The following is a 25,068-nucleotide window of genomic DNA, read 5'->3' on the forward strand; positions in this document are numbered from 1 at the left end:
ATGTCTTCTTCATCGCCCCAACCGGCTGTACCGACCGAACTCACCGCCCGTGTCAGCAGGTTTGGCGGTGTGGTGTTTGTCGTATTTCTGGCCGTCAGCTTTGCCTCGTCGCTCTGGTTGTTGATCAGCGGCAAGGTCCAGATGCTGCCCCCCAACCTGACTCGTGACGCGGTACTGCATGGCGAGGTAACCCACAAGATCGCCAAGCAGTTGTCCGAGGCAGGCGTGCCGCAAAAGGCGGCGGATCTGGAGCGAGGTGCAAGCTGGCTGATGCTGCGCGACACCGGTGCACGGGTACGTCCGGGGTGCGATGGCTGGTTGTTTTTGACGGATGAAATGCGCATCAACCGTCATGCCCTGGCCAATGCACAGACCAAGGCGGCGGCAGTGCGTGATATCCAGCAGCAACTGGCGTCGCGGGGCATCAGTTTGCTGGTGGCCGTGGTGCCGGACAAAAGCCGTATCGCCAGTGAGCAACTGTGCGATTTGAGGCGACCGGCGCAGTTGCAAAACCGCGCAGCGACCTGGGTTGAAGGGTTGAACAAGGCAGGGGTGAGGGCTGTGGATCTGGCGCCAGTTCTGCAGTCTGTGGGCAGCGATGCCTATCTGCGCACTGATACCCACTGGAGTGAAGCAGGCTCCTGGGCGGCGGCCAAGGCCATCGCCCTGCAAGTACAGGCGATGGGGATCAGCGCCACGCCGCACACGGCGTATGAAACTGCACTGCAAAACCCGGCGCGTCGTCCGGGAGATCTGGTCAGGCTGGCCGGTATTGAGTGGTTACCGCTGGGGTTGCAGCCCGCAACAGAAACGGTGGCAGCCAGCCGGTTCAGTGAGAAAGCCGATACATCCCTAAGCGATGCTGACAACCTGGATGATCTATTTGGCGATGACAACCTGCCCAACGTTGCACTGATCGGTACATCGTTTTCGCGCAACTCCAATTTCGCCGGGTTCCTGCAACAGGCCCTGGCTGCGCCGATCGGCGACTTTTCCAAGGACGGTGGCGAGTTTTCCGGTGGAGCCAATAGCTATTTTACTAACCCGGCATTCAAACAGACGCCCCCTGCGCTTGTGATCTGGGAGATCCCCGAGCGTGATTTGCAAACGCCTTACAGCGACGTGATCAGGCCGTTGTAAATCGCCGGTCTGTAGTCGCTGACGAGCCGTGCGAGGGTGCGTCAGGTTTGGTGCGCCACTGCGACGCAGCAGTCGTAAAGTCAGCCTCCCGGTTTTTCAGGCACACCGCGTGCTCCGGTTCTGCGACCGCTTTGCGATCGATCGCAGCCGCGATGGGCCATGGATGGCCCGTCGCGGCGTGCCCCCATGACAGTGCCGGAGTGAGGGCACCGCCGAGCCTGGGCGAGGCTGCCGTATGGTAGAGCAAGCCTTTTTGGTTACTTCTTCTGCGTCTGGAAAAAGTGACCCGCCGTAAGGGCGGAACCCGTAGAAAGTCGTGACATATCGAATGGATATGGACTCGACATAGGTGCGGGCGCTTCGCAAAACAACGGGCACACGGGGTACATATCCGGCATCCGCAGTTAACTGAAATGATGGTTTCGCTCTTACAGCGAGTCACTTTGCAAAAGCGGCAAAGTAACCAAAGCGCTTTCGCCCCCGCGTACGGCCCTCGCTGCGCTCAGGTTCCCTCATTCCGGTCCCGCTCCGTGGCCCCGCCGTGACGGGCCATCCCTGGCCCAACACGGCTCTCCCGGCATCCATGCCGGTCGACCCACTACGCAGAACCTCCTCTCGGCCTCCCGAAGGGGCGGGCAGATCAAAAGCACTGCCCGCCGAGGCGGCCGACCGACCGGCCTGGTTGGTGGGTTGCATTCACGATCCGTAGCAACTGACGAGCCGTGCGAGGCTGCGTTCGGCTTGGTGCGCCACTGCGACGCAGCAGTCGTAAAGTCAGCTTCCTCGGTTTATCAGGTAAACCGCGTATTCCGGTTTTGCGACCGCTGCGTGATCGAACGCAGCCTCGCACTACTCGTCAGCGGCTTGTATGTTGGCGCTAAAACGTTTTGCGCAAGGTTCTATGGCGTCTGCGATGGATTTTGCTTTTGCTTTTGCTTTTGCTTTTGCTGGAGCCACACGTATGCCCAGACGACGCGAATGCCCATCACAGAAGGCCGAACGCAGGTGCTGTTATGGGGGTGGCGCGGCAGGACGCCGCGCCAGCCGCGATGGGCCATGGATGGCCCGTCGCGGCGTGCCCCCATGATAGTGCCGGAGAGAGGGAACCACCGAGCCTGGGCGAGGCGGCCGAATGGTAGGGCAAGCCTTTTTGGTTACTTTTTCGGCGTCTGGAAAAAGTGACCCGCCGTAAGGGCGGAACCCGTAGAAAGTCGTGACATATCGAATGGATATGGACTCGGCATAGGTGCGGGCGCTTCGCAAAACAACGAGCACACGGGGTACATATCCGGCATTTGCGGTGAACTGAAATGATGGTTTCGCTCTTACAGCGAGTCACTTTGCAAAAGCGGCAAAGTAACCAAAGCGCTTTCGCCCCCGCGTACGGCCCTCGCTGCGCTCAGGTGTCCCTCACTCCGGCCCTGCTCCGTGGGCACGCCGTGACGGGCCATCCATGGCCCAACACGGCTCTCCCGGCATCCATGCCGGTCGACACACTACGCAGAACCTCCTCTCGGCCTCCCGAAGGGGCGGGCAGATCAAAAGCACTGCACGCCGAGGCGGCCCACCGGCCGGCCTGTTTGGTGTAAGTGTGCGCTGCTCAATCTGTAGCCGCTGACGAGCCTCGCACGACTCGTTAGCGGGTCTGAAGGAAACTTCAACTGTGGGAGCGAGCCTGCTCGCGAACGACCTTCGCGAGCAGGCTCGCTCCCACAGGGAGGGTTGACTGGCAGCAGAGTATCTACAGGTCGCCGGGTCCCATTGGGCCGAGAATTTCCTTGCGGCAAACCTCGAGAATCTCATCTGCCAGAGCGCTGTCATCGGGGCAGGCACGGGACAGCACGATCGCGCCAATGGCATGGGCCATGGTGTCGATCATCTTGGCCCGCATGTCCTGTGGCTCCACGCCGGTGAGGGTGATGCCTGAGTGCTCCACGGCGGCCAGCATGTTTTCGAGCCCCTGGGCAAAGGTTGCCTTGACCTCTTCAGGCTGACGCGCAGCGTCCCCTGACAAGGCCGCGAAGGTGCAACCCTGGCCTGGAGTATCACGGTGCTGACGGGACAGGTACTGGTCAAAGAACGCGGCAATGTCGTGCTCTGCACTTTTTTCCAGTGAGTTCGCCAGCCCGCACGCAGCGGCTTCTGCCATCAGGTCGGCCTTTGAGCCAAAGTGCTTGTAGAACCCGCCATGGGTGAAGCCTGCCTCGGCCATCAGATCCGCCACTCCCACACCGTCATAGCCACGCTCGCGAAACAGCCTGGAAGCCGTCTCGACGATATGTGCCCGGTTCGCCTGCGCCTGTGCTTTTGTGACCCTCATTGCTTTATGCCTCGTTCAAACCACTGACAATCAAGGGCCCAATATACATGGATGTCGACCATCATCAAAATGGTTGACGTTTAAGATTATGATCATCATCATAATGGCTCGCTGATCGATATGCCGTATCCCGCGGCTAGATTTTCTCTTGAGAGAGCGCCTCCATGACTACTCATTCTTCTGTCCTTATCACCGGCGCCTCCAGTGGCATCGGGGCAACCTACGCCGAGCGGTTTGCCCGCCGTGGCCATGACCTGGTACTGGTTGCCCGCGACAAGGCGCGACTGGAAACCCTGGCGGCACACGTGCGCCAGGAATACGGCGTTGCCGTCGATGTGTTACAGGCAGATCTGACCCATGATCGTGATCTGGAGGTGGTGGAAGCGCGCCTGCGCGACGATTCGAAGATCGGCATCCTGATCAACAATGCGGGCATTGCCCAGTCGGGCGTTTTTTTGGAACAGACCGCGCAGAGCCTCACGACGATTATTGCGCTCAACACCGTTGCGCTGACGCGACTGGCCAGCGCGATTGCGCCACGGCTGGTGCAGGCCGGTGAGGGGGCGATCGTCAACATAGGATCGGTGGTAGGTCTGGCGCCCGAGTTCGGTCAGTCGGTCTACGCTGCAACCAAGGCGTTTGTGCAGTTGCTGTCACAAGGGCTGAGTCACGAGCTGTCGGCCAAGGGTGTTTATGTTCAGGCGGTGTTGCCTGCCGCAACCCGCACCGAAATCTGGGAGCGCGCGGGGATCGATATCAATACCCTGCCCGAAGTGATGGATGTGGGTGAGCTGGTCGATGCCGCTCTGATCGGTTTCGACCGCCGTGAGTTGATGACTATCCCGCCTTTGCATGACGCTGCCCGTTGGGATGCACTGCAGGGCGCACGTCTGGCGCTGCTTGGAGATGTGCGGATGGCCCATGCTGCCGAGCGTTATCAAAACTGATTGATGTGGGAAGGCCGCACCGGGCGCAGTGGGCGCTCGGTGCCTCACCCAGAGTCGCCGTGTATGAATGCTTTTTTTATCGATGGATACGGTAAGGACAATGGGCGGATAGGGCACGTGCCCGACCCTGAAGTTCGACCCGATGAAGTACTGGTCAAGGTGCATGCCGCCAGCGTCAATCTGCTGGACTCCAAAATCCGCAAGGGCGAGTTCAAATTGATCCTGCCGTACCGGTTTCCTCTGGTGCTGGGGAACGATCTGGCGGGCGTGGTGCTTCGAGTCGGCAGCAATGTGAGTCAATTTAAGCCGGGAGACGAGGTTTATGGGCGTCCTCAAGAGGACCGTATCGGCACGTTTGCTGAGCTGATTTCGGTGTCGCAGGATGCGCTGGCGCTTAAGCCCGTCAACCTTGACATGGAGCAGGCAGCGTCCGTGCCATTGGTCGCACTCACGGCCTGGCAGGTGCTGGTAGAAACCGCGCAACTGAAAAAAGGGCAGAAGGTGCTTATTCACGCGGGTTCCGGCGGCGTGGGCAGCATTGCCATTCAACTGGCCAAGCACGTGGGGGCCTTTGTGGCCACGACCACCAGCACCCGCAACGTCGAATGGGTAAAGGCTCTCGGAGCCGATGTGGTTATCGACTACAAACAGCAGCATTTTGAAACGCAGTTGCACGACTACGACGTGGTGCTCAATAGCCTGGACGCTGGCACCCTCGAAAAATCCCTCAAGGTGCTAAAACCGGGAGGGCAGCTTATTTCTATCTCCGGCCCACCCACCGCGCAGTTTGCCAAAGCCCAAGGGCTGTCCTGGGTGTTGCAGCAGGTCATGGGCCTTCTGAGCTATGGCATTCGCCGCAAAGCACGCCAAAGAGGGGTGAGTTATTCGTTTGTCTTTATGCGGGCAAGCGGGGAGCAGCTGCGTGAGATCACCACGCTGATTGAGTCTGGTGTTATCAGGCCTGTGGTTGACCGGGTGTTTGAGTTCGGCGCGACAGCCCAAGCGCTGAGTTACGTTGAGTCAGGCAGGGCGAAAGGTAAGGTCGTTATCCGGGTCGAGCTGTAACAAATGCAATGCGGTGCTAGGCTAGCAGGCAGAAAACGGCCATGAAATCCATCGTGGCCCCTGTTTTTCGGTCCCGCTACCATGCCCGCAACCCATCAGGTCAACACCCTTCCCGTCGATGCAAGCTGCGCAATTCCGAGGTTCTGGCGGGATGCGCAGTTACCATTTATCGAGGCTCGCTCAATCGCCGACGGTCGCAAGGTTTGCTATGCCCGGCACTCTCACGAGATATTCTCGATCGGTGCGATCACGTCCGGTTGTTGCAACTACCTGCATGAAAAAACTTCACACGCTATCAGCGCAGGCACGGTGGTGTTGATGAACCCGGGTGATGTCCACGCCTGTAACCCGGTCGAAGATCAGCCTTGGTCGTACGTGATGCTGTATGTGGATGCACTTTGGCTGTCCGGTATTCAGCAGGGTTTTGATGAGCAAGGCAGCGGGGTGTTCCAACCCGTCGCGGCCACCCACACGCAATCCGCCGTCTTGTTCAGCGGCCTGACCGCCCTGTATGCACAATTGGTCGACCCTCAGCTCGAGGTGCTGGCCAAGCATGAAGCCGCGATTCTGTTTTTCTCGTCGATGCAGCAGGAGCTGGGCAGTTCGGTGGCGCTGCGCAAGAGCGCCAATGTGCGGGTGGAGCGTGCCGCCGACTATATTGATGAGCACTTCTTGAGCACGATTCGATTGCAGGACATCTGTGAAGCCGCGAGCCTGTCAGAGGCTTACCTGATTCGTGCATTCCAGCAGCGTTACCACATGACGCCCCACGCCTATCTGATCAACCGACGGATTCAACATGCGCAAACGCAGTTGCGTGAAGGTGCATTGATCGCCGATATCGCGCATCAAACCGGGTTTGCCGATCAAGCGCATTTCCAGCGGGTATTCAAAAAGTACCTCGCGGCCACGCCCGGCCAGTACAAGACTTAAAACCACAGCAAAGAGACCGCACAGCCCGCCAGCATGGCCGCCATGCAGCGGTTGAACAGCCGGATGCGCTGTGCGCTGCGCAGGTAACGGCTCAGGAAGGCCCCGGTGTAGGCCCAGCAAGCTACGGACAGGTAGCAGACGACAAAGTAGATCAAGGCGAACGACCAGATCAGTACGGCTTCTCCGCCCGCCACAAACGCGCCCATGCCCGCAACTGCAGCCAGCCACGCCTTGGGGTTGAGCCACTGCATGGCCGCGCCATATAAAAACGAGGGCTGTCGTGTATCACCTTCGAACTCGATTCGGCCGTTATCCATCGCCAGCTTCCATGCCAGATACAGCAGAAATGCCATGCCGGCCCAGCGAATCAGGTCGGTCAGTATCGGCCACTGCTTGAGCACTTCATGCAGGCCGAAACCGGTAAACAGCAGCAGCACGACAAAACCCACCGTGGCGCCCAGCACATGACGCAGGCTGGGGCCCAGGCCGAACTGCATGCCGGAACTCAGGGCAACGACATTGACCGGCCCCGGTGAAATGGATGCTGCCAGGGCGAACGCCGCCATCGAAATCAACACGCTCATCGTTACTGTGCTCCGCTCAAGGGGTGTGCTCGAAGGTTAAGGAGCATGCAGGTTGGCGTATTGAACAAAACTCCCCTGTGAAGACGTCGATGGGAGGCGTGCAGACCAATTGGCTTGCACTTGTGAAATTTAACCTGTAATTTTTCATGAAATTAAACGGTTTAAATTTCACGGCGGCCCGGGATGAACAAGCAAGAAGAGATGGCCGCATTGGCGATCCTTATCCACGACCTGCGCAAACACAAGAAATACACCCTCAAGGAACTGGCTGACAAAATCGGCCGTTCGGTGGGTTTTTTGTCCCAGGTCGAACGCGGAATTTCGCAGCCAACGGTGGCCGATCTGACCGCCATCAGCGAAACACTGGGCGTGCCGACCACCTATTTTTACAGCCTGCCAAAACCCAAGCAGTTGCCCTGGGTGACCCGCCCGGACGAGCGCCGCACGTTGTATCTGGGCAACGGCATTACCGATATTTTGGTTTCGCCGAAAATCCGCGCGTCGTTCTCGATGCTTGAAAGTCTGCTGGAAGCAGGCGCGAGCAGCGGTGAGCGGCTCATGACGGACAGCTCGGAGCAGGGCGGCTATGTGATCGAAGGTCAATTGACCCTGTGGCTGGGTGACGACGATGAGCCCGCCACCCTGAACGCCGGGGACAGTTTTCAGTTCGACAGCCACACGCGCTGTCGCTACGCCAACCTGACACAGCAGCTCACGCGAGTGCTGTGGGTCTACACCTGATAACAATAAAGGAACTTCCAAGATGGATGCTGCATGCTCTGATCTGCTGGCCGAGGTGCGTGCCTTTCGCCAACACAACCCTGAGGTGCGTTATGTCGACCTGATTTCCCTGGATATTCCCGGGCATTTCTACGGCAAGCGTTACCCCATCGACATGCTAGAAAAAGTGGCGGCTGGCAGCGTGCTCAAATTGCCGCAAAACTGCGTGTTGCTGGGTGTGCAGGGCGGGCTGTTCAAGATTGGCGATTACTGTTTCAACGACGGTGACCCGGATGCCGTACGGCGCCTGGTGCCAGGCACCCTCAAGCCGGTGACCTGGGAAGGCAAGCCGCTAGGCCAGATGCTGATTACCACGGACGGCACTGAAAAACCGATTGTCTTCGAGCCCCGGGAGGTCCTCACCCAGGTGTTGGCCCGGATGGCCCGAAAGGGTATCCACCCGGTGGTGGCGTTTGAACTGGAGTTTTACCTGTTCGACAAGCAACTGCGTGAGGGGCTGCCGCAGTTTCCACGTGATCAGTTGAGCGACGATGCCGATGACCAGCCCAACATGCATATCGAGCGGTTGTCGCGCTTTTCTCCTGTGCTGGATGACATGGTCGATGCTGCGCAGGCCCAGGGGATCGACGCAACCGTGATCACAGCGGAGCTGGGGCCGGGTCAGTTCGAAATCAATTTTGGCCATCTCGATGATGGTGTTCGGGCAGCGGACTGGGCGGCCCTGTTTTGCCGCAGTACCCGCGGGGTTGCCCTTAAGCACGGTTATCGCGCCAGCTTTATGGCCAAGCCCTATCTGCAACATCCCGGCAGCGGCATGCATGTGCATGTGAGCCTGTACGACGCCGGCGGCAACAACCTGTTGGCGCACAATCAGCAGCAACCCTTGCGGCATGCCATTGCGGGTTGCCTGGAATTATTGCCGGCCTGTATGCCGATTTTTGCCCCGAACCAGAATGCGTTTCGCCGTTTGGGCGGCACGACCAACATCGCCACACACGCCAGTTGGGGCTACGAAGATCGGGATGCCTGTTTGCGGATTCCTGAATCCGATGCAAAAAACCTGCGGGTCGAATATCGCCTTGCGGGTGCCGATGCCAACCCCTATCTGGTGCTGGCGGCGATTCTGGTGGGGTTGGAGCACGGGCTTGAGGCGGGTAAAGAGCCGATTTTGCCGCTTAACGAAGACCGCAACAGCGGCATCGCGTTCCCGCTTGAGATGCTTGAAGCGGTGCGGACCATGCAGCATCAACCTCAGTTGCGCGACGGCATGGGCGGCGAATTTGTAGACGTTTACTGCGAGAACAAACGTCAGGATCATCTAGCTTTCATGCAGGAAATCAGTGCCCGGGAATATCGCTGGTTTTTGTAAATGCCTTATGGAGTAAAGACTTATTGGCGTTTGCAATGACTGCACCAGACAGCAGATTTTCAGGGGATACCTGCTATACCTACTGATTGAATCCATGACCGGTTAATCAGGGCGATGATAAAACAGACTGTCAGATGTGCGTCTGCGGCGTTGCCGCTGTTGTTAGCCCTGCAGGTGGCGCAGGGGGCTGAGCCACCCGTTAAAACCAGTACCAGCGACTCGGACTGGCTGCTGTTGGCGAGCCCGTTTGTGTGGGCTCCGTCAATGAGCGGGCAAGCGGCGCTTGGCGGGGTCAATACCAAAGTCGATGTGCCGTTCTCGGATGTTCTGGATAATTTGAGTTCGGTTTTCATGGGCAATCTGGAGCTGACCAATCGCACGTTGGGGTTTTATGTCGACGGCGTCTACGCGAAAACACACCAGTCTGAACGGGTGTACGGGCGCAAGGTAGGTTTGGCTATCGCCCAATCCACCCTTGCCGTGGGGATGTACTACCGCGTCTATGAGTATGAGTTGGGGGGCTCCACGATTTTCGGCGAACCTCGCGCCTGGCGCGTCGAGCCCACGGTCGGTGTGCGCTGGACCAAGCTGTCGACAAAACTGGACATCGATTCTCTGGGTTTCAGTACCAAGAAAAAAACCGAGTGGACAGACCCTTTCGTTGGCTTGCGCATGCAGACCGACCTGACGGACCGCTGGACGCTTTCGGGCCAGGCCGATACTGGCGGGCTGGACACGTCCTCCAAGAAAACCTGGAACGCTCAGGGGTATGTGGGCTACCGCATGTTCCTGGCGGATCACCCCACGATCATTCGTGTCGGTTATCGGGTGTTGTCGCAGGACTATCGCACCACCGACTTTACCGGCAACAAGTTCAAATACGATGTGACCCAGCGCGGCCCGGTACTTGGCCTGTCCATGCGCTTCTAAACCAGCAGTGAGGAATCAAAGGAATGCAATTGCTCAAACACACCCAACATCTGGCGTTGGCACTCGCAGGTTTTATGCTCGCGTTGCCTGTTGCCAATGCCTGCACCCGCCTGGTTTATCTGGGTGACAATCAGACGGTGATTACGGCGCGCTCCATGGACTGGAAAACAGACGTGGCAACCAATCTGTGGATCTTCCCCCAGGGTATGCAGCGCACAGGAGAAGCCGGGCCGGGCTCGCTCAAGTGGACGTCCAAATACGGCAGTGTGATTGCCACGGGCTATGACATTTCAACCACTGACGGGGTCAACGAAGCCGGGTTGTCAGCAAACCTGCTGTGGCTGGTTGAGTCTGAATATCCACCGGTCAATAAAGACAAACCGGGGTTGAGCATTTCTGCCTGGGCTCAGTATGTCCTGGACAACTTCAGCACCGTTGCCGAAGCGGTCGACGTACTCAAGACCGAACCCTTCACCGTTGTCACCGCCAATGTGCCGGGTGAGAGTCGTCTGGCGACCCTGCACCTTTCAATGTCCGATGCTTCGGGCGACAGCGCCATCATTGAATTTATTGATGGAAAACAGGTGATTCACCACGACCGGAGCTATCAGGTCATGACCAACTCACCGGCGTTCGATGCGCAGTTGGCAATGAATGCGTATTGGCAGTCCATTGGCGGTACGGTGATGCTCCCCGGCACCAATCGCTCCGCGGACCGTTTTGCCAGGGCGTCGTTTTACGTCAATGCGGTGCCAAAAAACCAGGACGCACGCTTGTCGCTGGCCAGTGTGTTCAGTGTGATCCGCAACGTTTCAGTGCCCTACGGGATTACCACACCCGGCGAGCCGAACATATCTTCGACCCGCTGGCGCTCCGTGATCGATCACAAGCAGGGGTTGTACTTTTTCGAGTCGGCCGTCACCCCGAACACGTTTTGGGTGGACTTGAACAAGGTCGATTTTTCAAAGGCAACGGGCACCGTCAAAAAGCTGAACCTGGGGCCGGACCAAAGCACTATTTATTCCGGGGAGGTCTCAAGCAGCTTTAAAGTCACTCCGGCGTTCAAGTTTGAGGGGGTTTAATGTTGTTGCGAAGGTGGGGTTATCCGAGTGTTGCATCGTGCTCCGGCACCAAGCGGATTTCTACGCGTTGACCTAGTGCGCGGGCGGCGCTGGCCAGGGTTGCCAGTGTCATGCCCGGGTCATTTTCATCAAGTGCCCGATCGACCGCCGAACGGCTGGTGTGCATCCGGTCAGCCAGCGTTTTTTTGGTGACATGTTGCTCCTTCATGGCCTCGGCTATCTGCCAGGCAATGACGCGTTTGAGTGCAGCGGCCGAGACCTCTTCTGCGAGGCCTTGCTCCGAGAGGAAGTCGTCAAAATCGGAGCCGATGTGGTTATTCATGCGCTGTACCTCATAGTTTTGCATTGCGCTGTCTGGCTGTTTGAAGATCGACCGCCGGGGTTTTCTGGCTTTTCTTGATGAATCCGTGAAGCAGGATCATCTGCGAGCCGACAACCGTAAAGATGATACGAGCAATGATGCCATCCAAATCCGAGCGAACCTCCCACAATTTAGGCTCCAGCTTGCGCACAACCGGCATGCCAATCGGCCAGCCAAGTTGTACGGTCTTTATATCGGTTCCAATCAGGCGCCTCTGCTCGCGCTCGAGACTGGCCAACCATTCACGCACAGGCTCATTGCCTGCGAGCGTGCAAAAAAATCGAACATTAAGAATGGGAGGGACAGAGTTCATGTATTGAAGTGTACCTAATTTGGTACCTTCCTCAAGCCCGGCCAGTGTTCAACTGATCAGCGGCCAGGGGTGACCTGCTCACAGAACATCTGAAACTGCGCGTCGAATGATTCTACGACGGCTGCGCCGCCGGACGCAGCCGTCGTGCCTCGGCAGCTGCTACGGGCTGGGTGATCGCAGGGCCCCATCACGGGGCCCGCGCAGATCAGCAGGCCAGTGGCTCGCGGCTGTGCTTGCCGTCGAGCAAGCGCTGGATACCCAGCGGGTTGGCGTTTTTAAGCGCGTCCGGCAAAAGGCTGTCCGGATAGTTCTGGTAGCACACCGGGCGCAGGAAGCGGTCGATGGCCAGAGTGCCCACCGAGGTGCCTCGAGCATCGGAGGTCGCGGGGTAAGGCCCGCCGTGAACCATCGCGTCGCACACTTCAACGCCGGTCGGGTAACCGTTGAGCAGTAGGCGTCCGGCCTTTTGTTCAAGCACCGGCACGACCTCGGCGAATGCCTGCACGTCAGCGGGCTCGGCAATCAGTGTCGCGGTCAGCTGACCATGCAGGCTATGCAACGCTTGCAGCAACTGCGCCTTGTCGGCTACTTCGACCACCAGGGTGGTGGGCCCGAACACCTCTTCCTGTAATACCTCGGCACCATCGATCAGGAGGCTGGCATTGGCCTGGAACAATTGAGGGCTGGCCAGATTGCCTTGTTGCGGCGCACCTGCAAGGTGGCGAATACCATCGACATCAGCCAAGCGCTGGATGCCCTTGCTGTAACTGGCCAGGCCCCCTGCATTGAGCAGTGTCTGTGCGGGCTGAGCGCTGAAGAACTGGCCGAGTGTGTCGATAAAGGCACTGAACTCGGGTGAACGGATACCCAGCACCAGGCCCGGGCTTGTACAAAACTGGCCAGCGCCCAGCATCACGGAACCGCCCAGCTCCCGTGCTATCTGCTCGCCGCGGGCACGCAATGCCTGGGGCAATACCAGCGACGGGTTGATGCTCGACATCTCGGCAAAGACCGGGATCGGCTGTGGCCTTGCCGCGGCCATGTCGCACAGGGCACGGCCACCGGGCAAGGAACCGGTAAAGCCGACGGCTTGAATCGCCGGATGCTTGACCAGCACAGCGCCCACACCCGCGCCGTAGATCATGTTGAACACACCGGCTGGCATGTCGGTGCGCTCGGCGGCACGCACAATCGCAAGCGCCACCTGTTCAGCGGTTGCCATATGCCCGCTGTGTGCCTTGAACACCACCGGGCAACCGGCCGCAAGTGCCGAGGCGGTATCACCGCCCGCAGTGGAGAACGCCAGCGGGAAGTTACTGGCCCCGAACACAGCCACCGGCCCCACGCCCATTCGGCACTGACGCAAGTCTGCACGGGGCAATGGTTGACGATCAGGCAGCGCCTGATCGATGCGCGCTCCATAAAAATCCCCTCGGCGCAGCACATTGGCGAACAGGCGCATTTGCCCGCTGGTGCGCCCGCGCTCGCCCTGGATGCGCGCGGCTGGCAAGGCGGTTTCGCGGCAGACAATGGCCACGAAATCGTCGTCCAGGTTGTCAATTTCTTCGGCGATGGCTTCCAGGAACTCGGCGCGCCGTGTGGCGGGCAAACTGCGAAAGGCAGGAAACGCGGCGCTGGCAGCGCTGACAGCGGCATTCACTTCGGATTCCGTAGCCTGGATAAAGTGGTATGGCAGCGCTTCGCCGGTGCTGGCATCCACGCTTTGCAGGTGCACGGTGCCAGCGCCGCTGCGGTGTCCGCCAATAAAGTTTTGTCCGGTGATGCGTGTCATATCAAGGTCCCTTTAGGCAACGGCTACAAGATTTTTTGAGCCTGCTGCGAATCAGCTCATCGCGCCGCAGTGCTCGCAATCGGGAGCCACCAAGGCTCCTTCAGGCGGCCACTGTAGTTTTTGTCGAAGAGACTGCCCAATGACGAATGCTGATTGGGCGATAACCATTGGTCATCCTTCAGGCTCGCGCGGCATCCCATACGCGCATGATCTGAGTGATCGCTGCATCGAGTACCTCATGGGGCACGCCGTCGCGGGCGAGGGTGGTGAGCCCCAGCAAAAAACTCTCGAACACAGTGGCCAGTGCAACCGGATCGGTATGTTCCGACAGTTCAGCGGTATTGATGCCGCGCTCAACACAGGCAATAAATCCTGCGCGGTTGCGGGCACGGGCTTCGGCCAGCGGCGCGCAGATGGCCAAGGTCTGTGGTGTGCAGGCACTCATCAGGCCCAGAGCAACCAGGCAACCCCGTGGGTGACCGGTCTCGCACTGCATGTTGGCGGACCGGCGCAACGTTGTTTCGATGGCCTCGCGCGCAGGCAACTGGGGGTCGTACAGGCTGTCGGTCACTTTGCCGTGACTGTTCAGATAGCGTTCCATCACTTCTTTGAACAGGGCTTCCTTGGAACCGAAAGCCGCATAGAAGCTGGGTGCAGAAATGCCTGAGCCAATATTCGCCTTGAGCTGGCTCAGGGAAGTTGAGTCATAGCCTTGCTCCCAGAACAGGTGCATGGCCTGCGTGATAGCCGCGTCCCGGTCAAATGTACGCGGGCGTCCCATCTGTGCCATTTGAATCTCCTTCGTCACGAGAGATAAATACTATTCGATACAAAAGTCGTTGACCAATATTTTTCCTCGACTTACATTTGTACCTATCGATACATAACTAGGCAGGTCAGAGCACCCATGGCACAAGAGCAAAACACCACTGAACGATTACCCATGGGCGCGCTGCTAGCGCTCGCCATGACTGGCTTTATCTGCATCGTCACCGAAACGTTGCCTGCGGGCCTGTTACCGCAAATCAGCAGTGGCCTCGAAGTGTCATCGGCATGGGCGGGGCAGATGGTTACGGTCTACGCGCTGGGGTCTTTAGTGGCCGCCATCCCGTTGACCATTGCGACCCAAGGCTGGCGGCGGCGCAATGTACTACTGCTGACGATTGTCGGTTTTCTGCTGTTCAACTCGATTACCGCGTGGTCTTCAGACTATGTCGTGACCCTGATTGCACGGTTTTTTGCCGGTGCATCAGCCGGACTGGCCTGGAGCCTGCTGGCGGGTTATGCCCGGCGCATGGTCTCACCGAACTTACAGGGCAGGGCCATGGCGGTGGCGATGGTCGGCACCCCGATTGCACTGTCTCTGGGTGTGCCGCTGGGTACCTGGCTGGGCGCGCTGGTGGGGTGGCGCACGGCGTTTGGCCTGATGTCGATCCTGACCTTGGTGCTGATTGTCTGGGTGGTGGTCAAAGTCCCCGATTACCCGGGGCAGACGGCCTCTGAGCGCATCGGTTTGCGCCAGGTATTGGCCACTCCGGGGGTGCGTCCGGTGCTCGCTGTGGTGCTGACCTGGATGCTTGCGCACAACATGCTTTACACCTACATCGCGCCTTTCGTGGCCTCTGCAGGCCTGGGCAATGAGGTCGATCGTGTGTTGTTGGTCTTCGGGCTGGCTGCGCTGGCAGGGATCTGGATGACCGGGCGTCTGGTGGACCGGCATCTGCGTAACGCGGTGCTGGCAAGCCTGGCGACGTTTGCCGCGATCTCTCTGCTGTTCGGGTTTTTCTCACAGTCGGTGGCCGTGGTGTACGCGGGTATCTTCGTTTGGGGCTTGTCCTTCGGTGGCGCCGCCACATTGCTGCAAACAGCCCTGGCCGATGCGGCAGGCGAGGGCGCCGATGTGGCGTTGTCGATGAACGTAGTGGTCTGGAACAGCGCTATTGCCGCCGGGGCATTAACCGGCGGCGTGTTGCTCGACCAGGTCGGGGTTGGTGTCTTTCCCTGGGTATTGCTGGCGCTGTTGCTGGCAGGGCTGTGGATTGTGTTCAGCGCCCGTACCCACGGTTTCCCAAAGGGCCAGAGGCAATCAGGAGCGGCGGTGGTCGGGCATTGAGCTCGGTTGATCGGGCGTTTTCACTCTGGCCCGTTACAAGGGCCAGAGTGTGCCGGGGTTCTGAGCCTTGTCAGCTGACCTGTCCGCCGCTTTCCAGTACGTCGTGATGGGTGTTCAGGGCAGTGATCACCGCGATGCGCAGCCCCTCAACCACCGTTGAAAGTGCCATGGATGGCATGCCGTTCTGCACCGTCTGCTCTGGAAGCGCGGGCACATGGATAAACCCGCCGCGCACCGCAGACCCGGCCAATGCATGCTGCAGGCAATAGAACACCTGGTTGCAGACAAAAGTGCCCGCCGTATGCGACACCGAGGACGCAATCCCAGCGGTCTTTAACGCCCGCACCATGGCTTTGATGGGCAGGGTACTGAAGTAGGCGGCCGGACCGTCCGCCACCACAGGCGTGTCGATGGGCTGCTCGCCCAGGTTATCGGGGATGCGGGCGTCGTTGATGTTGATCGCCACCCGCTCGATGCACACGTCAGCACGGCCGGGGCCCAGCCCGACCGCGATCACCAGTTGCGGCTCGTACTCTTCCAGCAGTTGCTGCAGTCGTTCAGGTGCCTGTGCAAAAGCGCAGGGCAACTGGCGGCCGACGATGCGCACATCGCCTTGCAAGGTGCCGTCCAGAAGGCGCACGGCCTCCCAGGACGGGTTCACGGTGTCTTGGTCGAACGGCTCGAAGCCGGTCAGGAGTACAGTGCGCATCAAGGCCTCACATCAGCACGTAAAGAAGCACGATGTTGACCAACAGCATCATCAGTGCGGTCGGCATTTGCGCCTTGATCACGGCGTATTTGTCCGGCAGTTCCAGCAGGGCAACGGGCACGATATTGAAGTTGGCTGCCATCGGTGTCATCAGGGTGCCGCAGTACCCGGAAAACATGCCGATTGCCGCCATGACCGCCGGGTTGGCATCGTACATACCCACCAGCACCGGTACCCCGACACCGCCAGTCATCACCGGGAACGCAGCAAAACCGTTGCCCATGATCACGGTAAACAGCGCCATGCCCAGGACGTAGACGATGACTGCGACCAGTCGATAGTCCATGTTGATGTACGCAGTAGTGATATGGGCAACCGCAGTACCGACACCTGCGTCATTGAATAGCAGGCCAAGCATCGCCAGCATTTGCGGCAAGACCATGGTCCAGCCCAGGGCTTCGGTCAGGCGGCGTGATTCACGCAAACCTTGCAACGGCGTGTCGCGGGTCAGGATGCACGCCAGGACCAGAGCCACCATGCAGCCGATACCCAGTGACACGAACGTGGTGTTTTTTGGGTCCAGCAGCGGCACGCCACCGATCTGGGTGTTTTTCAGCAGGATGGAACCAATCACCGTCACCAGCGGAATCGACAGGGCTGGAATGAACAGCTTGTGGCCCAGACGTCCAGCACTGCCCCGTGCTGCCTTGATCGACAACTCGGCGTGGGTGCCTCGGCCGACGCCACCGATGCCCGCAATACCGGCCATGACCAGCACGCCAACACCGACCACAAACGGCGACAGGCTATCGCCAATCAGGAACACCATGGCGAACAGCGCCCAGAACAGGCCGCTGGTCCAGCGTTTCGGGTGGGTACGGTCACTCACAATCATGCCCGCAGTGACCAGCAACAGAGCACCGGCCAGCCAGTAGAAATACTCAATAGAGATAATCATCGTGCCAGCTCCTGGGCTGCATCAACTTCTTCCCGGGCAACTTCGGCCATGCTGCGTGACAGCATCAGGTCGAAGCGGTACAGGCGTAACGCATGCACGATAAAGGCACAGATGGCGGTCGGGATGCCCCAGAAGGCAATGTGCAACGGCTCTACATCAAGCCCCGAACCCAGCAGGAAGGTGTGCATCAGTGCGATTGCACCAAAGGCTACAAACACGTCTTCGCCAAAGAACAAACCAATGTTGTCGGTGGCCGCGCACATGGCGAGCACCTTTTGACGCACCGGGGCCGGCAGCTTGCCGTACTTGTTTTCGGCGGCGCCCTCGGCCATCGGTGCCAGCAGCGGGCGGACCATCTGCGGATGCCCGCCCAGGCTGGTCAGCCCGACTGCGGCCGTAGTTTCACGCACAAACAGGTACATGATCAGCAGGCGCCCGACGGTGGCGCGCTTGAAACTGGCAATCCAGTTTTGCGCATGCAGACGCAACCCGTGGCGCTCAAGCAGGCCGATCACGGCCAGGGGCAACAGCAGAATCAATTGCAGGGCGCGGGTTTGCAGGAAGCCTTCACCCATTTCGCTGATGATTTTTTCCAGCGGGAAGTTGGCAGCGAGGCCGGTGACGATGGCTGCGGCGCTTACCACCAGCAGTGGATTGAAGCGCAGCACAAAGCCAATGATGATGACGAACACGCCAATCAGTGGCCATAGATTTACGACGGTTTGCATGAGGGGGGAATCCCTTTAGCTGATTGCCGCTGCACCAGGGCAGGCTGGTGAGAGCAAGTCGAAAGCGGTCAGGCACACTTTCGAAAAATCGGTACGCTGCCGGACTCAGCGTGTTTTTTTATTTTTGACGCCCGATGAGCGTCATTGCCCGATATGGTTGGTGGCTTTGGGTTGTGCGTCCAGTCAATAAAAGTTGTCACCACTGAACAAAAAAGTTTTACCAATCACCGACTTAAGCCGACTGGCTTGCGGCTGCGGCAAGGGTTTAAAATACGGGCCTGGTTTTGTTTGGGTGAGGCGTCCTGTATGAACATGCGATTTCTTCTGACATTCGTCTGGGTGGCGCGCCTTGGCAGCTTTCGACTCACCGCCGAAAAGCTCTCAAGCACCCAGGCGGCTATATCGAGTCGCATTTCAGTCCTCGAAACCGAGCTTGGCGTGCAGCTTTTCCAGCGCGATTCCCGTGGGGTCAATCTGACCCGTGAAGGTCATCAAGTGCTGGGCTACGCCGAGGAAATGCTGGCCACCCAGCAACGCCTGCTCCAGTCGCTGGGGCAGGCAGACAGCTTCGCCGGGCGCTTGCGCATCGGGGTGATGGACACCGTCATCCACAGTTGGCTGGGCGATTTGATCAGCGCATTGAGCCGCGATTACCCTCAGGTCGAGGTGGAACTGACGGCCGACACGGCACTTAACCTCAATGAACAGCTGCTCAAGGGGCAGTTGGACCTGATCTTTCAGACGGACCTGCTGCGCGCTGATGGTGTGCGCAATGTGCAGTTGGCCAGTTATCCCCTGAGCTGGATCGTTGCCAAGGATGCTGCCCTGGATCGCAACTACGAGAGCCTGGCTGATTTGTGTCAGGAGCGGTTGCTGACCTTCTCTCGCCTGTCACGGCCACATCAGGACATGCTCAATTTTCTGCATCAGCACGACATTGCGGCCCCGCGCATCAGTTGCATCAACTCGGTGGCGGCCATTATCAAGTTGGTGGCAGACGGGTTCGGCATCGGTGCATTGCCACCGGTACTGGTGAGTCGCGAACTGCAAAGCGGAGCGATGATCGCCTTGCCGATCGAAACTGCACCGGGCTTTGCGGTGTACGCAAGCTGGCGCGCAGGGGCGGGGCTGGAACTGAACGAAGCGGTGGTAAGCCTCAGCCAGGCGGTTGTTGCCCAATACCAGCGCAGCGTTGTACCTGAACACTTTGTGCTACCCGCCATCTGATCCGTATTTTTTTGCGTTATCTGCGACTGTTATGTATGCAGTTTGCGGCGCAAAATTCCCGTCAACCTTTCGAGACAGACGAGGACGTGAGTACTCAGCAACACTCGCGTGTGGTCGGCTGATGTTCTGCGCCTGTTTTATTACGAACGTTTGACGGGGAATTTCATGAACAAAATGGCATGGTTTTTAGGTGGCTTTTTGGTGCTGACCATCGGGATCGGCATTTTGGCGACCATTCCGCCGGGTTGATGGGGTGTTTTTACTCGCGAGTTGAAGTTTTTCTGTAGCCGCTGGCGAGTAGTACAAGGCTGCGTCCGAACGCGCAGCGGTCGTAAACCCTGAACGCGCGGCTTGACTGATAAACCGTGGACGCTGGACTTTACGGTGGCTACGCAGTCGGACGCAGCCTTGGCGCCTGGGCAGCGGCTGCGTTGTGTGAGCTCAAGCCATGGCTTTCATCGCCTGCTCTATGTCCGCCAACAAATCGGCAATGTCCTCCAGCCCCACGGCCAGTCGTACCAGCCCCTCTGAAATACCGTGCCTGGCCCGTTCTTCAAGGGTGTAAGTGGAGTGGGTCATGCTCGCAGGGTGCTGTGCCAGTGATTCGGCGCCACCCAGGCTGACCGCGCGGCTGAACAGTTGCAGGGCATTCATGAACCGCTGTCCTGCGGCCATTCCACCTTTGAGTTCAAAGGCAATCATGCCCCCCGGCAGTTTCATTTGCCGGGAAGCCAGGGCGTATTGCGCGAAGGAGGGCAGGCCGGGGTAAGCCACCCATTCCACGGCTGGATGATCCTGCAACATGTGTGCGATGACTTGGGCGCTGCTGCAATGGCGATCCATGCGCAATGCCAGGGTTTTTATGCCTCGCATCAGCAGGTGCGCATCATTGGGCGACAACACCGCGCCGGTCAGGTCCTTCAGCCCTTGCAGGCGAATCCTGTCTGCCAGAAGCTGGCTGGTCACCACCATGCCTGCGGTGATATCGCTGTGCCCGCTCAGGTACTTGGTGGCCGAATGCACCACCACATCGGCGCCCAGTTCCAGGGGGCGTTGCAAGTAGGGGGTGCAGTACGTGTTGTCGATCACCACGATGATGTCGCCGTGCGTGTGGGCAATCTGTGACACAGCGGTGATGTCCACCAATTGCATGTTCGGGTTGGCCGGTGTTTCAAAGTAAATCATGCGCGTTGCCGGGCTGATGGCAGCTTCGAGATCCGCTGGGTTGGACATGTCCACGTGCTTGACCACGACCCCGAACTCCCCGATGCCGTGATGCAGTAGCGCAAAGGTGCAGCCATACAGCGTGCGGTTGACGATGATTTCATCGCCGGGCCTGAGCAAGGTCCAGAACGTTGCAGCAATCGCCCCCATGCCGGAGCTGAATGCCACGCCCGCTTCGCCGTTCTCCAGCGCCGCCATGCGCGACTCCAGCAGGGCCAGGGTCGGGTTGGAAATACGGGTATAAAAATGGCCGCTCTCTTCCCCGGCAAAACAGGCTGCGCCGTATTCGACCGATGCAAACGCAAAGGTCGACGTCAGATAAATGGGCGGGATCAGCGCACCGTGATTTTCCAGTGCGTTGTATCCGTGATGTATTGCGCGGGTAGAAAAGCCGAAGTTGTTATTTTTATCGTTCATGCTGAACTCTCCGATATTTCCTACAATGCTATGCTTTAAACAGACGGTAAAAATTCCAAATTTGCCTGTAAATACCCAGTGTATTAGAACAAAACCAAGTCGCAGCGATATTTAGAGGCACAGTATGCCAACTGCTCTGGATCGAATTGATAAAGCCCTACTTGCTGCACTGCAAGTTAATGCCCGCCTCACCGTCGCCGAGTTGGCCGAGAGCGTTTCGCTGACCACCTCACCGTGTTGGCGAAGGGTAAAAATTCTGGAAGAAAGCGGGATTATTACGGGCTATCAGGCCGTTCTTTCTCCCAAGGAACTGGGTTATGGCGTTACAGCTTTTGTCAGCGTGATGATGGAATCCCACTCTCAAGAGGTGGCCCGGTGTTTTGAGCAGCGCTTGCTGGAAATCCCTGAAATCATTGCCTGTCATAACGTCTCTGGGCGTTATGACTTTTTGTTGGAAGTCGTGGCCAAAGATCTGGAGTCTTTTGGTGAATTTGCCCGCGAGGTCCTGCAAGCTTTGCCTGCGGTGAAGGAGATTTATTCGAGCTTTTCGTATAAGTCGGTCAAGCCGCGGCGAGTGGTTCCGGTCATCGGTTGAGGACGGTTAACCGTTGGCTCAAGGTGAAGTATGCGAACTTCGCACTCACCCTGTTATGGGGTTGTAAGTGTGTTCTGTTAAAGGTGTAGTTCTGGTCTTTCGATAGTTATTTAGCAGGCGGTAAAAATTCTAAATGGTTCACTTTTAATTTCATTGATTAAGAGTAAGTAACCATGTTGACCCGTGAAATCATGTTGCAGCTTTTTCCAAAAAGCGTTGCGTTTGTCGATGTGTATCTGCCGTTCATACAGGCGATGACCCCTCAGCGACTGATCAATACGCCCAAGCGTATGGCGGCATTTTTGGCTCAGGTAGGGCACGAAAGTGCTGGTTTCAGTGCCCTTGTCGAAAACCTCAATTACAGCGCTGACGGCCTGGCTGCGACCTGGGGCTCACGGTTTGCGCAGAAAGATTCGGCCGGCCAGTACCTCACAGAGATGGACGGTGGCCGTGCACGGCGCCTGCCCAATAGTGACGCACAGCGGCTGCATCGCAGGCCTGAAGCAATCGCCAACCGGGTTTACAGTGATCGCCTGGGCAATGGTTCCGAGGCGTCGGGAGATGGTTGGCGGTATCGTGGCCGAGGGCTGATCCAGATAACCGGCAAGAGCAATTATCAACACTGCAGCCTTGGGCTGTTCGGCGATGAGCGATTACTGGCGAACCCGCACCCGTTGCAGGAGTGGCGCTGGGCAGTTGAGTCCGCAGGCTGGTACTGGAACTCGCGCAACGTCAATGTTCTGGCCGACGGGGATAACTTTGAGCTTGTCACAAAGGCAATCAATGGCGGGCTCAATGGCCAGTTGCACCGTGTTGCGTTGTACCGCCAGGCATTGAATTTATTGCAGTCGTCCTGACCGGTGTTTTTTCCGTCAGCAAGACCGCGTTATCGGGCCATAATGCCCGCGCACTTTGCTCACAGCCATGGAGTCATAGATCAGTGATGTTTGAAATACAGCCAATGAACCCCGACATTTATCGTCAGCAAACCCGCCGCAGCACGCTGTATATCGTGCTGACGTTTGTGGTGCTGTCGTTGCTGCTGTCCGGGCTGGCGGTCATGTTGCTGGGCGTTCCAGGTGGCGATAACTTTCGCTTGAACCTGGCCGGGGTGATTGCCGCCTTGATCACGACCATACTGCTGGTGCGCTACCTGTTCTGGTCACAACCCTGGATGAGGCCTGCGGCCTACGGCTGGCAGCTCAAGCGTAGTCTGATGAAGGTGACCAATGTCATGCACCACGTAACGGCGGGGGTGATGGCGGGGGATGTTGCGGCGATGAAGCTGCTGCGCTTTTATCATTTGGGGGTGAGCCAGATGTACCAACTGGACGCCAACTCCAGTGCGTTGAGCCAAATGGTTCTCGAGATAGATTTACACAAGGCGCGCCTAGAAGCGCTGGGTATCGACACCGAACAAACCCGGCTTGATCCGGCCTGGATTGAAACCGTTAAAAAGTGGGCACCCTTGAAGTGATCCCTCACCGGGCAGGCCAGGCGATGTGCGTGATGACGTTACGCGTTTCGCCTGGCAAGCCCTTCAGGATGAGTGTTAGCTGACGACTCGATAGCACGGCTCATAGGCCGCGCCGCCTGGCAGTTTCATGCGGTGTTGCTCAACAAATGCCTGCAGCAGTTTGTCCAGTGGCTTCATGATGGCCGCGTCGCCGTGGATCTCGTAAGGCCCGAACTGTTCGATCAGGTGAATACCTTTCTCTTTGACGTTACCCGATACAATCCCGGAAAAAGCCTGACGCAAATTAATTGCCAGTTCGTGCGCCGGCATATCTTTACGCAGTTGCAGGCTGGCCATGTTGGCGTGGGTCGGGTCGAACGGACGCTGAAAACCTTCATCGATTTTCAATAGCCAGTTGAAGTGGAATGCGTCATTGCGCTCGCGACGGAACTGTTTAACCGCCTTGAGTCCCGCAGTCATTTGCCGGGCTACTTCGGGCGGGTTATCGATGATGATCTGGTAGTGCTGTTGCGCTTCTTCACCCAAGGTAGCCCCTACAAATTCATGCAGTTGCTGCAGGTAGGGTGCGGCTTCTTTGGGGCCTGTCAAAATCACCGGGAACGGCACATCGCTGTTTTCCGGGTGCATCAGGATGCCGAGCAGGTACAGAAACTCTTCGGCGGTCCCGGCTCCGCCCGGAAAAATGATCACGCCGTGGCCGACCCGGACAAACGCTTCGAGGCGCTTTTCGATGTCCGGCAGGATCACCAGTTCATTGACGATAGGGTTCGGCGCTTCGGCAGCGATGATGCCCGGTTCGGTAAGCCCCAAATAACGCCCGCCTGTCAGACGTTGTTTTGCGTGGGAAATAGTGGCGCCCTTCATCGGGCCTTTCATCACACCAGGACCACAGCCGGTGCAGATGTCGAGGCTACGCAGCCCCAGTTCGTGACCCACCTTTTTGGTGTACTTGTACTCTTCGGTGTTGATCGAGTGACCACCCCAGCACACCACAATTTTTGGCTCGACGCCCGGACGCAGGGTGCGGGCGTTGCGCAACAGGTGAAACACGTAATCGGTGATGCCGGCAGAGCTGCTCAGGTCGATACGCGGGCTGTCGAGGCCGCTCTGGGTATAGACGATATCGCGCAGGGCGCTGAACAGCATTTCACGTGTACTGGCGATCATTTCGCCATCGACAAATGCATCGGCGGGAGCGTTGAGCAGCTCAAGACGAACGCCGCGGTCTTGCTGGTGAATGCGAACCTCAAAGTCCAGGTAGGCCTCAAGGATGGTTTTTGCGTTATCGACGTGAGCGCCAGTGTTCAGAATAGCCAGTACGCACTGGCGAAACAGCGTGTAGCTGGTGCCTGAGCCAACTTCGCTCAGCTGTTGTACTTCGCGTTGGGAGAGTGTTTCCAGACTGCCTTTAGGGCTTACTGAGGCGTTGATGACTTGTCTTTGGACCATTGCGGGCTTCCTTGAGCGGGGTCGAAAAGTTGCTTGGCGCAGCCATTGAGTTCATGTCAGCAGTACAGTTTTGCCGAGCGAGGCGTCCCAACTCTTACGTCTTAGATTCATCTGCTGTAAGCATAGTAGCCTTTGGTCATGCTTTATAAGGCCCTGTTGCTCACTCTGGCTACAGTAGCAGCAGTGAGCAGGCCAACGATAAGGTAACCTTTCAAGTCACTGAAACAGAAAAGGAAAAGGGCGGGCTGATGATTATTACCACCACACATGGCATTGACGGCCGAAAAATTACTGAATACGTGGGAGTTGTCAGCGCCGAGTCGGTTCACGGGATCAACGTGGTTCGAGATTTTTTTACCGGCGTGCGCGACTTTTTTGGCGGGCGTTCTCAGACGCTGGAACGGGCCCTGAAGGAAGCGCGGGCAGAAGTCACGGATGAAATCCGTGACAGGGCAAGAGCCATGGGTGCAGATGCCATTGTGGGACTGGATTTTGAAATCAGCATGCCGTCAGGTCGAGGTGGAATGCTGGTGGTGTTTGCCACGGGCACCGCAGTGCGCCTGAACTGAGGATCAAGGATTCGACCGCGCCAAC

General features: G+C 58.2%; 26 protein-coding genes. 15 read left to right on the top strand and 11 right to left on the bottom strand.

Features of this window, described 5'->3' with window-relative positions:
• Entirely contained in the window at positions 1-1,140 is a 1,140-nt protein-coding gene (locus RGV06_RS24025; RefSeq protein ID WP_322151617.1) for an alginate O-acetyltransferase AlgX-related protein, read from the top strand.
• 1,741 nt (positions 1,141-2,881) lie between these two features.
• Here RGV06_RS24025 and RGV06_RS24030 read toward each other — a convergent pair.
• Positions 2,882-3,460, bottom strand: coding sequence for a TetR/AcrR family transcriptional regulator (locus RGV06_RS24030; protein WP_046809794.1), 579 nt, complete (start codon positions 3,458-3,460; stop codon positions 2,882-2,884).
• Positions 3,461-3,624: 164 nt separating this feature from the next.
• Here RGV06_RS24030 and RGV06_RS24035 point away from each other — a divergent pair, with 164 nt between their 5' ends.
• The 3 genes from RGV06_RS24035 to RGV06_RS24045 all read left to right on the top strand — a co-directional run bounded on the left by RGV06_RS24035 (position 3,625) and on the right by RGV06_RS24045 (position 6,405).
• Complete coding sequence (locus tag RGV06_RS24035; protein WP_322151618.1) at positions 3,625-4,407, top strand: SDR family NAD(P)-dependent oxidoreductase; 783 nt, start codon at positions 3,625-3,627, stop codon at positions 4,405-4,407.
• 63 nt (positions 4,408-4,470) lie between these two features.
• Entirely contained in the window at positions 4,471-5,472 is a 1,002-nt protein-coding gene (locus RGV06_RS24040; protein WP_322151619.1) for an NADP-dependent oxidoreductase, read from the top strand.
• Between the two features lie 81 nt (positions 5,473-5,553).
• On the top strand, positions 5,554-6,405 hold the full coding sequence (locus RGV06_RS24045) for an AraC family transcriptional regulator (protein WP_322151620.1): 852 nt from the start codon (positions 5,554-5,556) through the stop codon (positions 6,403-6,405).
• Here RGV06_RS24045 and RGV06_RS24050 read toward each other — a convergent pair.
• On the bottom strand, positions 6,402-6,989 hold the full coding sequence (locus tag RGV06_RS24050; RefSeq protein WP_019828887.1) for a LysE family translocator: 588 nt from the start codon (positions 6,987-6,989) through the stop codon (positions 6,402-6,404). The two genes, RGV06_RS24045 and RGV06_RS24050, sit on opposite strands and share 4 nt — an antisense overlap.
• A 183-nt stretch (positions 6,990-7,172) precedes the next feature.
• Here RGV06_RS24050 and RGV06_RS24055 point away from each other — a divergent pair, with 183 nt between their 5' ends.
• From RGV06_RS24055 to RGV06_RS24070, 4 genes are all read left to right on the top strand, one after another.
• A complete protein-coding gene (locus tag RGV06_RS24055) occupies positions 7,173-7,730 on the top strand; it encodes a helix-turn-helix domain-containing protein (protein WP_019828888.1) in 558 nt (185 codons plus the stop codon).
• Positions 7,731-7,752: 22 nt separating this feature from the next.
• Positions 7,753-9,099 (top strand): glutamine synthetase family protein, encoded by a 1,347-nt coding sequence (locus RGV06_RS24060; RefSeq protein WP_019828889.1) that lies wholly within the window; start codon positions 7,753-7,755, stop codon positions 9,097-9,099.
• A gap of 114 nt (positions 9,100-9,213) precedes the next feature.
• Positions 9,214-10,029 carry a hypothetical protein gene (locus tag RGV06_RS24065; protein WP_322151621.1) on the top strand — a complete coding sequence of 272 codons (816 nt, stop codon included), beginning with the start codon at positions 9,214-9,216 and terminating at the stop codon, positions 10,027-10,029.
• A gap of 23 nt (positions 10,030-10,052) precedes the next feature.
• Complete coding sequence (locus RGV06_RS24070; RefSeq protein WP_019828893.1) at positions 10,053-11,111, top strand: linear amide C-N hydrolase; 1,059 nt, start codon at positions 10,053-10,055, stop codon at positions 11,109-11,111.
• A 19-nt stretch (positions 11,112-11,130) separates the two neighbouring features.
• Here RGV06_RS24070 and RGV06_RS24075 read toward each other — a convergent pair whose 3' ends face one another.
• From RGV06_RS24075 to RGV06_RS24090, 4 genes are all read right to left on the bottom strand, one after another.
• Positions 11,131-11,433: an XRE family transcriptional regulator gene (locus RGV06_RS24075; RefSeq protein WP_322151622.1), complete on the bottom strand. Its 303-nt coding sequence runs from the start codon at positions 11,431-11,433 to the stop codon at positions 11,131-11,133.
• Positions 11,434-11,443: 10 nt separating this feature from the next.
• Complete coding sequence (locus tag RGV06_RS24080; RefSeq protein ID WP_046809787.1) at positions 11,444-11,785, bottom strand: type II toxin-antitoxin system RelE/ParE family toxin; 342 nt, start codon at positions 11,783-11,785, stop codon at positions 11,444-11,446.
• A 205-nt stretch (positions 11,786-11,990) separates the two neighbouring features.
• Positions 11,991-13,577, bottom strand: a complete 1,587-nt coding sequence (locus tag RGV06_RS24085) for an aldehyde dehydrogenase (NADP(+)) (RefSeq protein WP_322151623.1) — start codon at positions 13,575-13,577, stop codon at positions 11,991-11,993.
• 178 nt (positions 13,578-13,755) lie between these two features.
• Positions 13,756-14,367, bottom strand: a complete 612-nt coding sequence (locus tag RGV06_RS24090) for a TetR/AcrR family transcriptional regulator (protein ID WP_019828897.1) — start codon at positions 14,365-14,367, stop codon at positions 13,756-13,758.
• Positions 14,368-14,484: 117 nt separating this feature from the next.
• On the opposite strand from RGV06_RS24090, the gene RGV06_RS24095 reads away from it, so the two are divergent.
• Entirely contained in the window at positions 14,485-15,690 is a 1,206-nt protein-coding gene (locus RGV06_RS24095) for an MFS transporter (protein ID WP_322151624.1), read from the top strand.
• A 70-nt stretch (positions 15,691-15,760) separates the two neighbouring features.
• Here RGV06_RS24095 and pcp read toward each other — a convergent pair whose 3' ends face one another.
• Genes pcp through RGV06_RS24110 form a run of 3 tightly spaced genes read right to left on the bottom strand, consistent with a single transcriptional unit; the run spans position 15,761 to position 18,085 of the window.
• The gene (gene pcp, locus RGV06_RS24100; protein WP_322151625.1) at positions 15,761-16,399 is read right to left on the bottom strand and encodes a pyroglutamyl-peptidase I; all 639 of its coding nucleotides are present in this window, start codon (positions 16,397-16,399) and stop codon (positions 15,761-15,763) included.
• A 7-nt stretch (positions 16,400-16,406) separates the two neighbouring features.
• Complete coding sequence (locus RGV06_RS24105) at positions 16,407-17,357, bottom strand: DUF979 domain-containing protein (protein WP_019828901.1); 951 nt, start codon at positions 17,355-17,357, stop codon at positions 16,407-16,409.
• Positions 17,354-18,085, bottom strand: a complete 732-nt coding sequence (locus RGV06_RS24110) for a DUF969 domain-containing protein (protein ID WP_019828902.1) — start codon at positions 18,083-18,085, stop codon at positions 17,354-17,356. Before RGV06_RS24110 ends, RGV06_RS24105 begins: the two co-directional genes overlap by 4 nt.
• A 306-nt stretch (positions 18,086-18,391) precedes the next feature.
• Here RGV06_RS24110 and RGV06_RS24115 point away from each other — a divergent pair, with 306 nt between their 5' ends.
• A complete protein-coding gene (locus RGV06_RS24115) occupies positions 18,392-19,312 on the top strand; it encodes a LysR family transcriptional regulator (RefSeq protein WP_019828903.1) in 921 nt (306 codons plus the stop codon).
• Between the two features lie 108 nt (positions 19,313-19,420).
• Positions 19,421-19,561 (top strand): hypothetical protein, encoded by a 141-nt coding sequence (locus RGV06_RS24120; protein WP_019828905.1) that lies wholly within the window; start codon positions 19,421-19,423, stop codon positions 19,559-19,561.
• Between the two features lie 192 nt (positions 19,562-19,753).
• Here RGV06_RS24120 and RGV06_RS24125 read toward each other — a convergent pair whose 3' ends face one another.
• Positions 19,754-20,953 carry a methionine gamma-lyase gene (locus tag RGV06_RS24125; protein ID WP_046809785.1) on the bottom strand — a complete coding sequence of 400 codons (1,200 nt, stop codon included), beginning with the start codon at positions 20,951-20,953 and terminating at the stop codon, positions 19,754-19,756.
• A gap of 124 nt (positions 20,954-21,077) precedes the next feature.
• Here RGV06_RS24125 and RGV06_RS24130 point away from each other — a divergent pair, with 124 nt between their 5' ends.
• The 3 genes from RGV06_RS24130 (at position 21,078) to RGV06_RS24140 (ending at position 23,025) form a co-directional block, all read left to right on the top strand.
• Complete coding sequence (locus RGV06_RS24130) at positions 21,078-21,548, top strand: Lrp/AsnC family transcriptional regulator (protein WP_019828909.1); 471 nt, start codon at positions 21,078-21,080, stop codon at positions 21,546-21,548.
• A gap of 173 nt (positions 21,549-21,721) precedes the next feature.
• On the top strand, positions 21,722-22,405 hold the full coding sequence (locus tag RGV06_RS24135; RefSeq protein ID WP_322151626.1) for a glycoside hydrolase family 19 protein: 684 nt from the start codon (positions 21,722-21,724) through the stop codon (positions 22,403-22,405).
• Positions 22,406-22,491: 86 nt separating this feature from the next.
• Positions 22,492-23,025 (top strand): DUF3087 family protein, encoded by a 534-nt coding sequence (locus RGV06_RS24140; protein ID WP_019828911.1) that lies wholly within the window; start codon positions 22,492-22,494, stop codon positions 23,023-23,025.
• A 75-nt stretch (positions 23,026-23,100) separates the two neighbouring features.
• On the opposite strand, the gene ppnN is transcribed toward RGV06_RS24140, so the two are convergent.
• Positions 23,101-24,474, bottom strand: coding sequence for a nucleotide 5'-monophosphate nucleosidase PpnN (gene ppnN, locus RGV06_RS24145; protein WP_019828912.1), 1,374 nt, complete (start codon positions 24,472-24,474; stop codon positions 23,101-23,103).
• 248 nt (positions 24,475-24,722) lie between these two features.
• Here ppnN and RGV06_RS24150 point away from each other — a divergent pair, with 248 nt between their 5' ends.
• Positions 24,723-25,043, top strand: a complete 321-nt coding sequence (locus RGV06_RS24150) for a YbjQ family protein (RefSeq protein ID WP_019828913.1) — start codon at positions 24,723-24,725, stop codon at positions 25,041-25,043.
• The last annotated feature ends 25 nt before the right edge of the window (positions 25,044-25,068 follow it).

Origin of the sequence: Pseudomonas sp. CCI3.1, from assembly GCF_034313985.1 — a bacterium.
In the GTDB taxonomy this organism is placed as follows: domain Bacteria; phylum Pseudomonadota; class Gammaproteobacteria; order Pseudomonadales; family Pseudomonadaceae; genus Aquipseudomonas; species Aquipseudomonas psychrophila.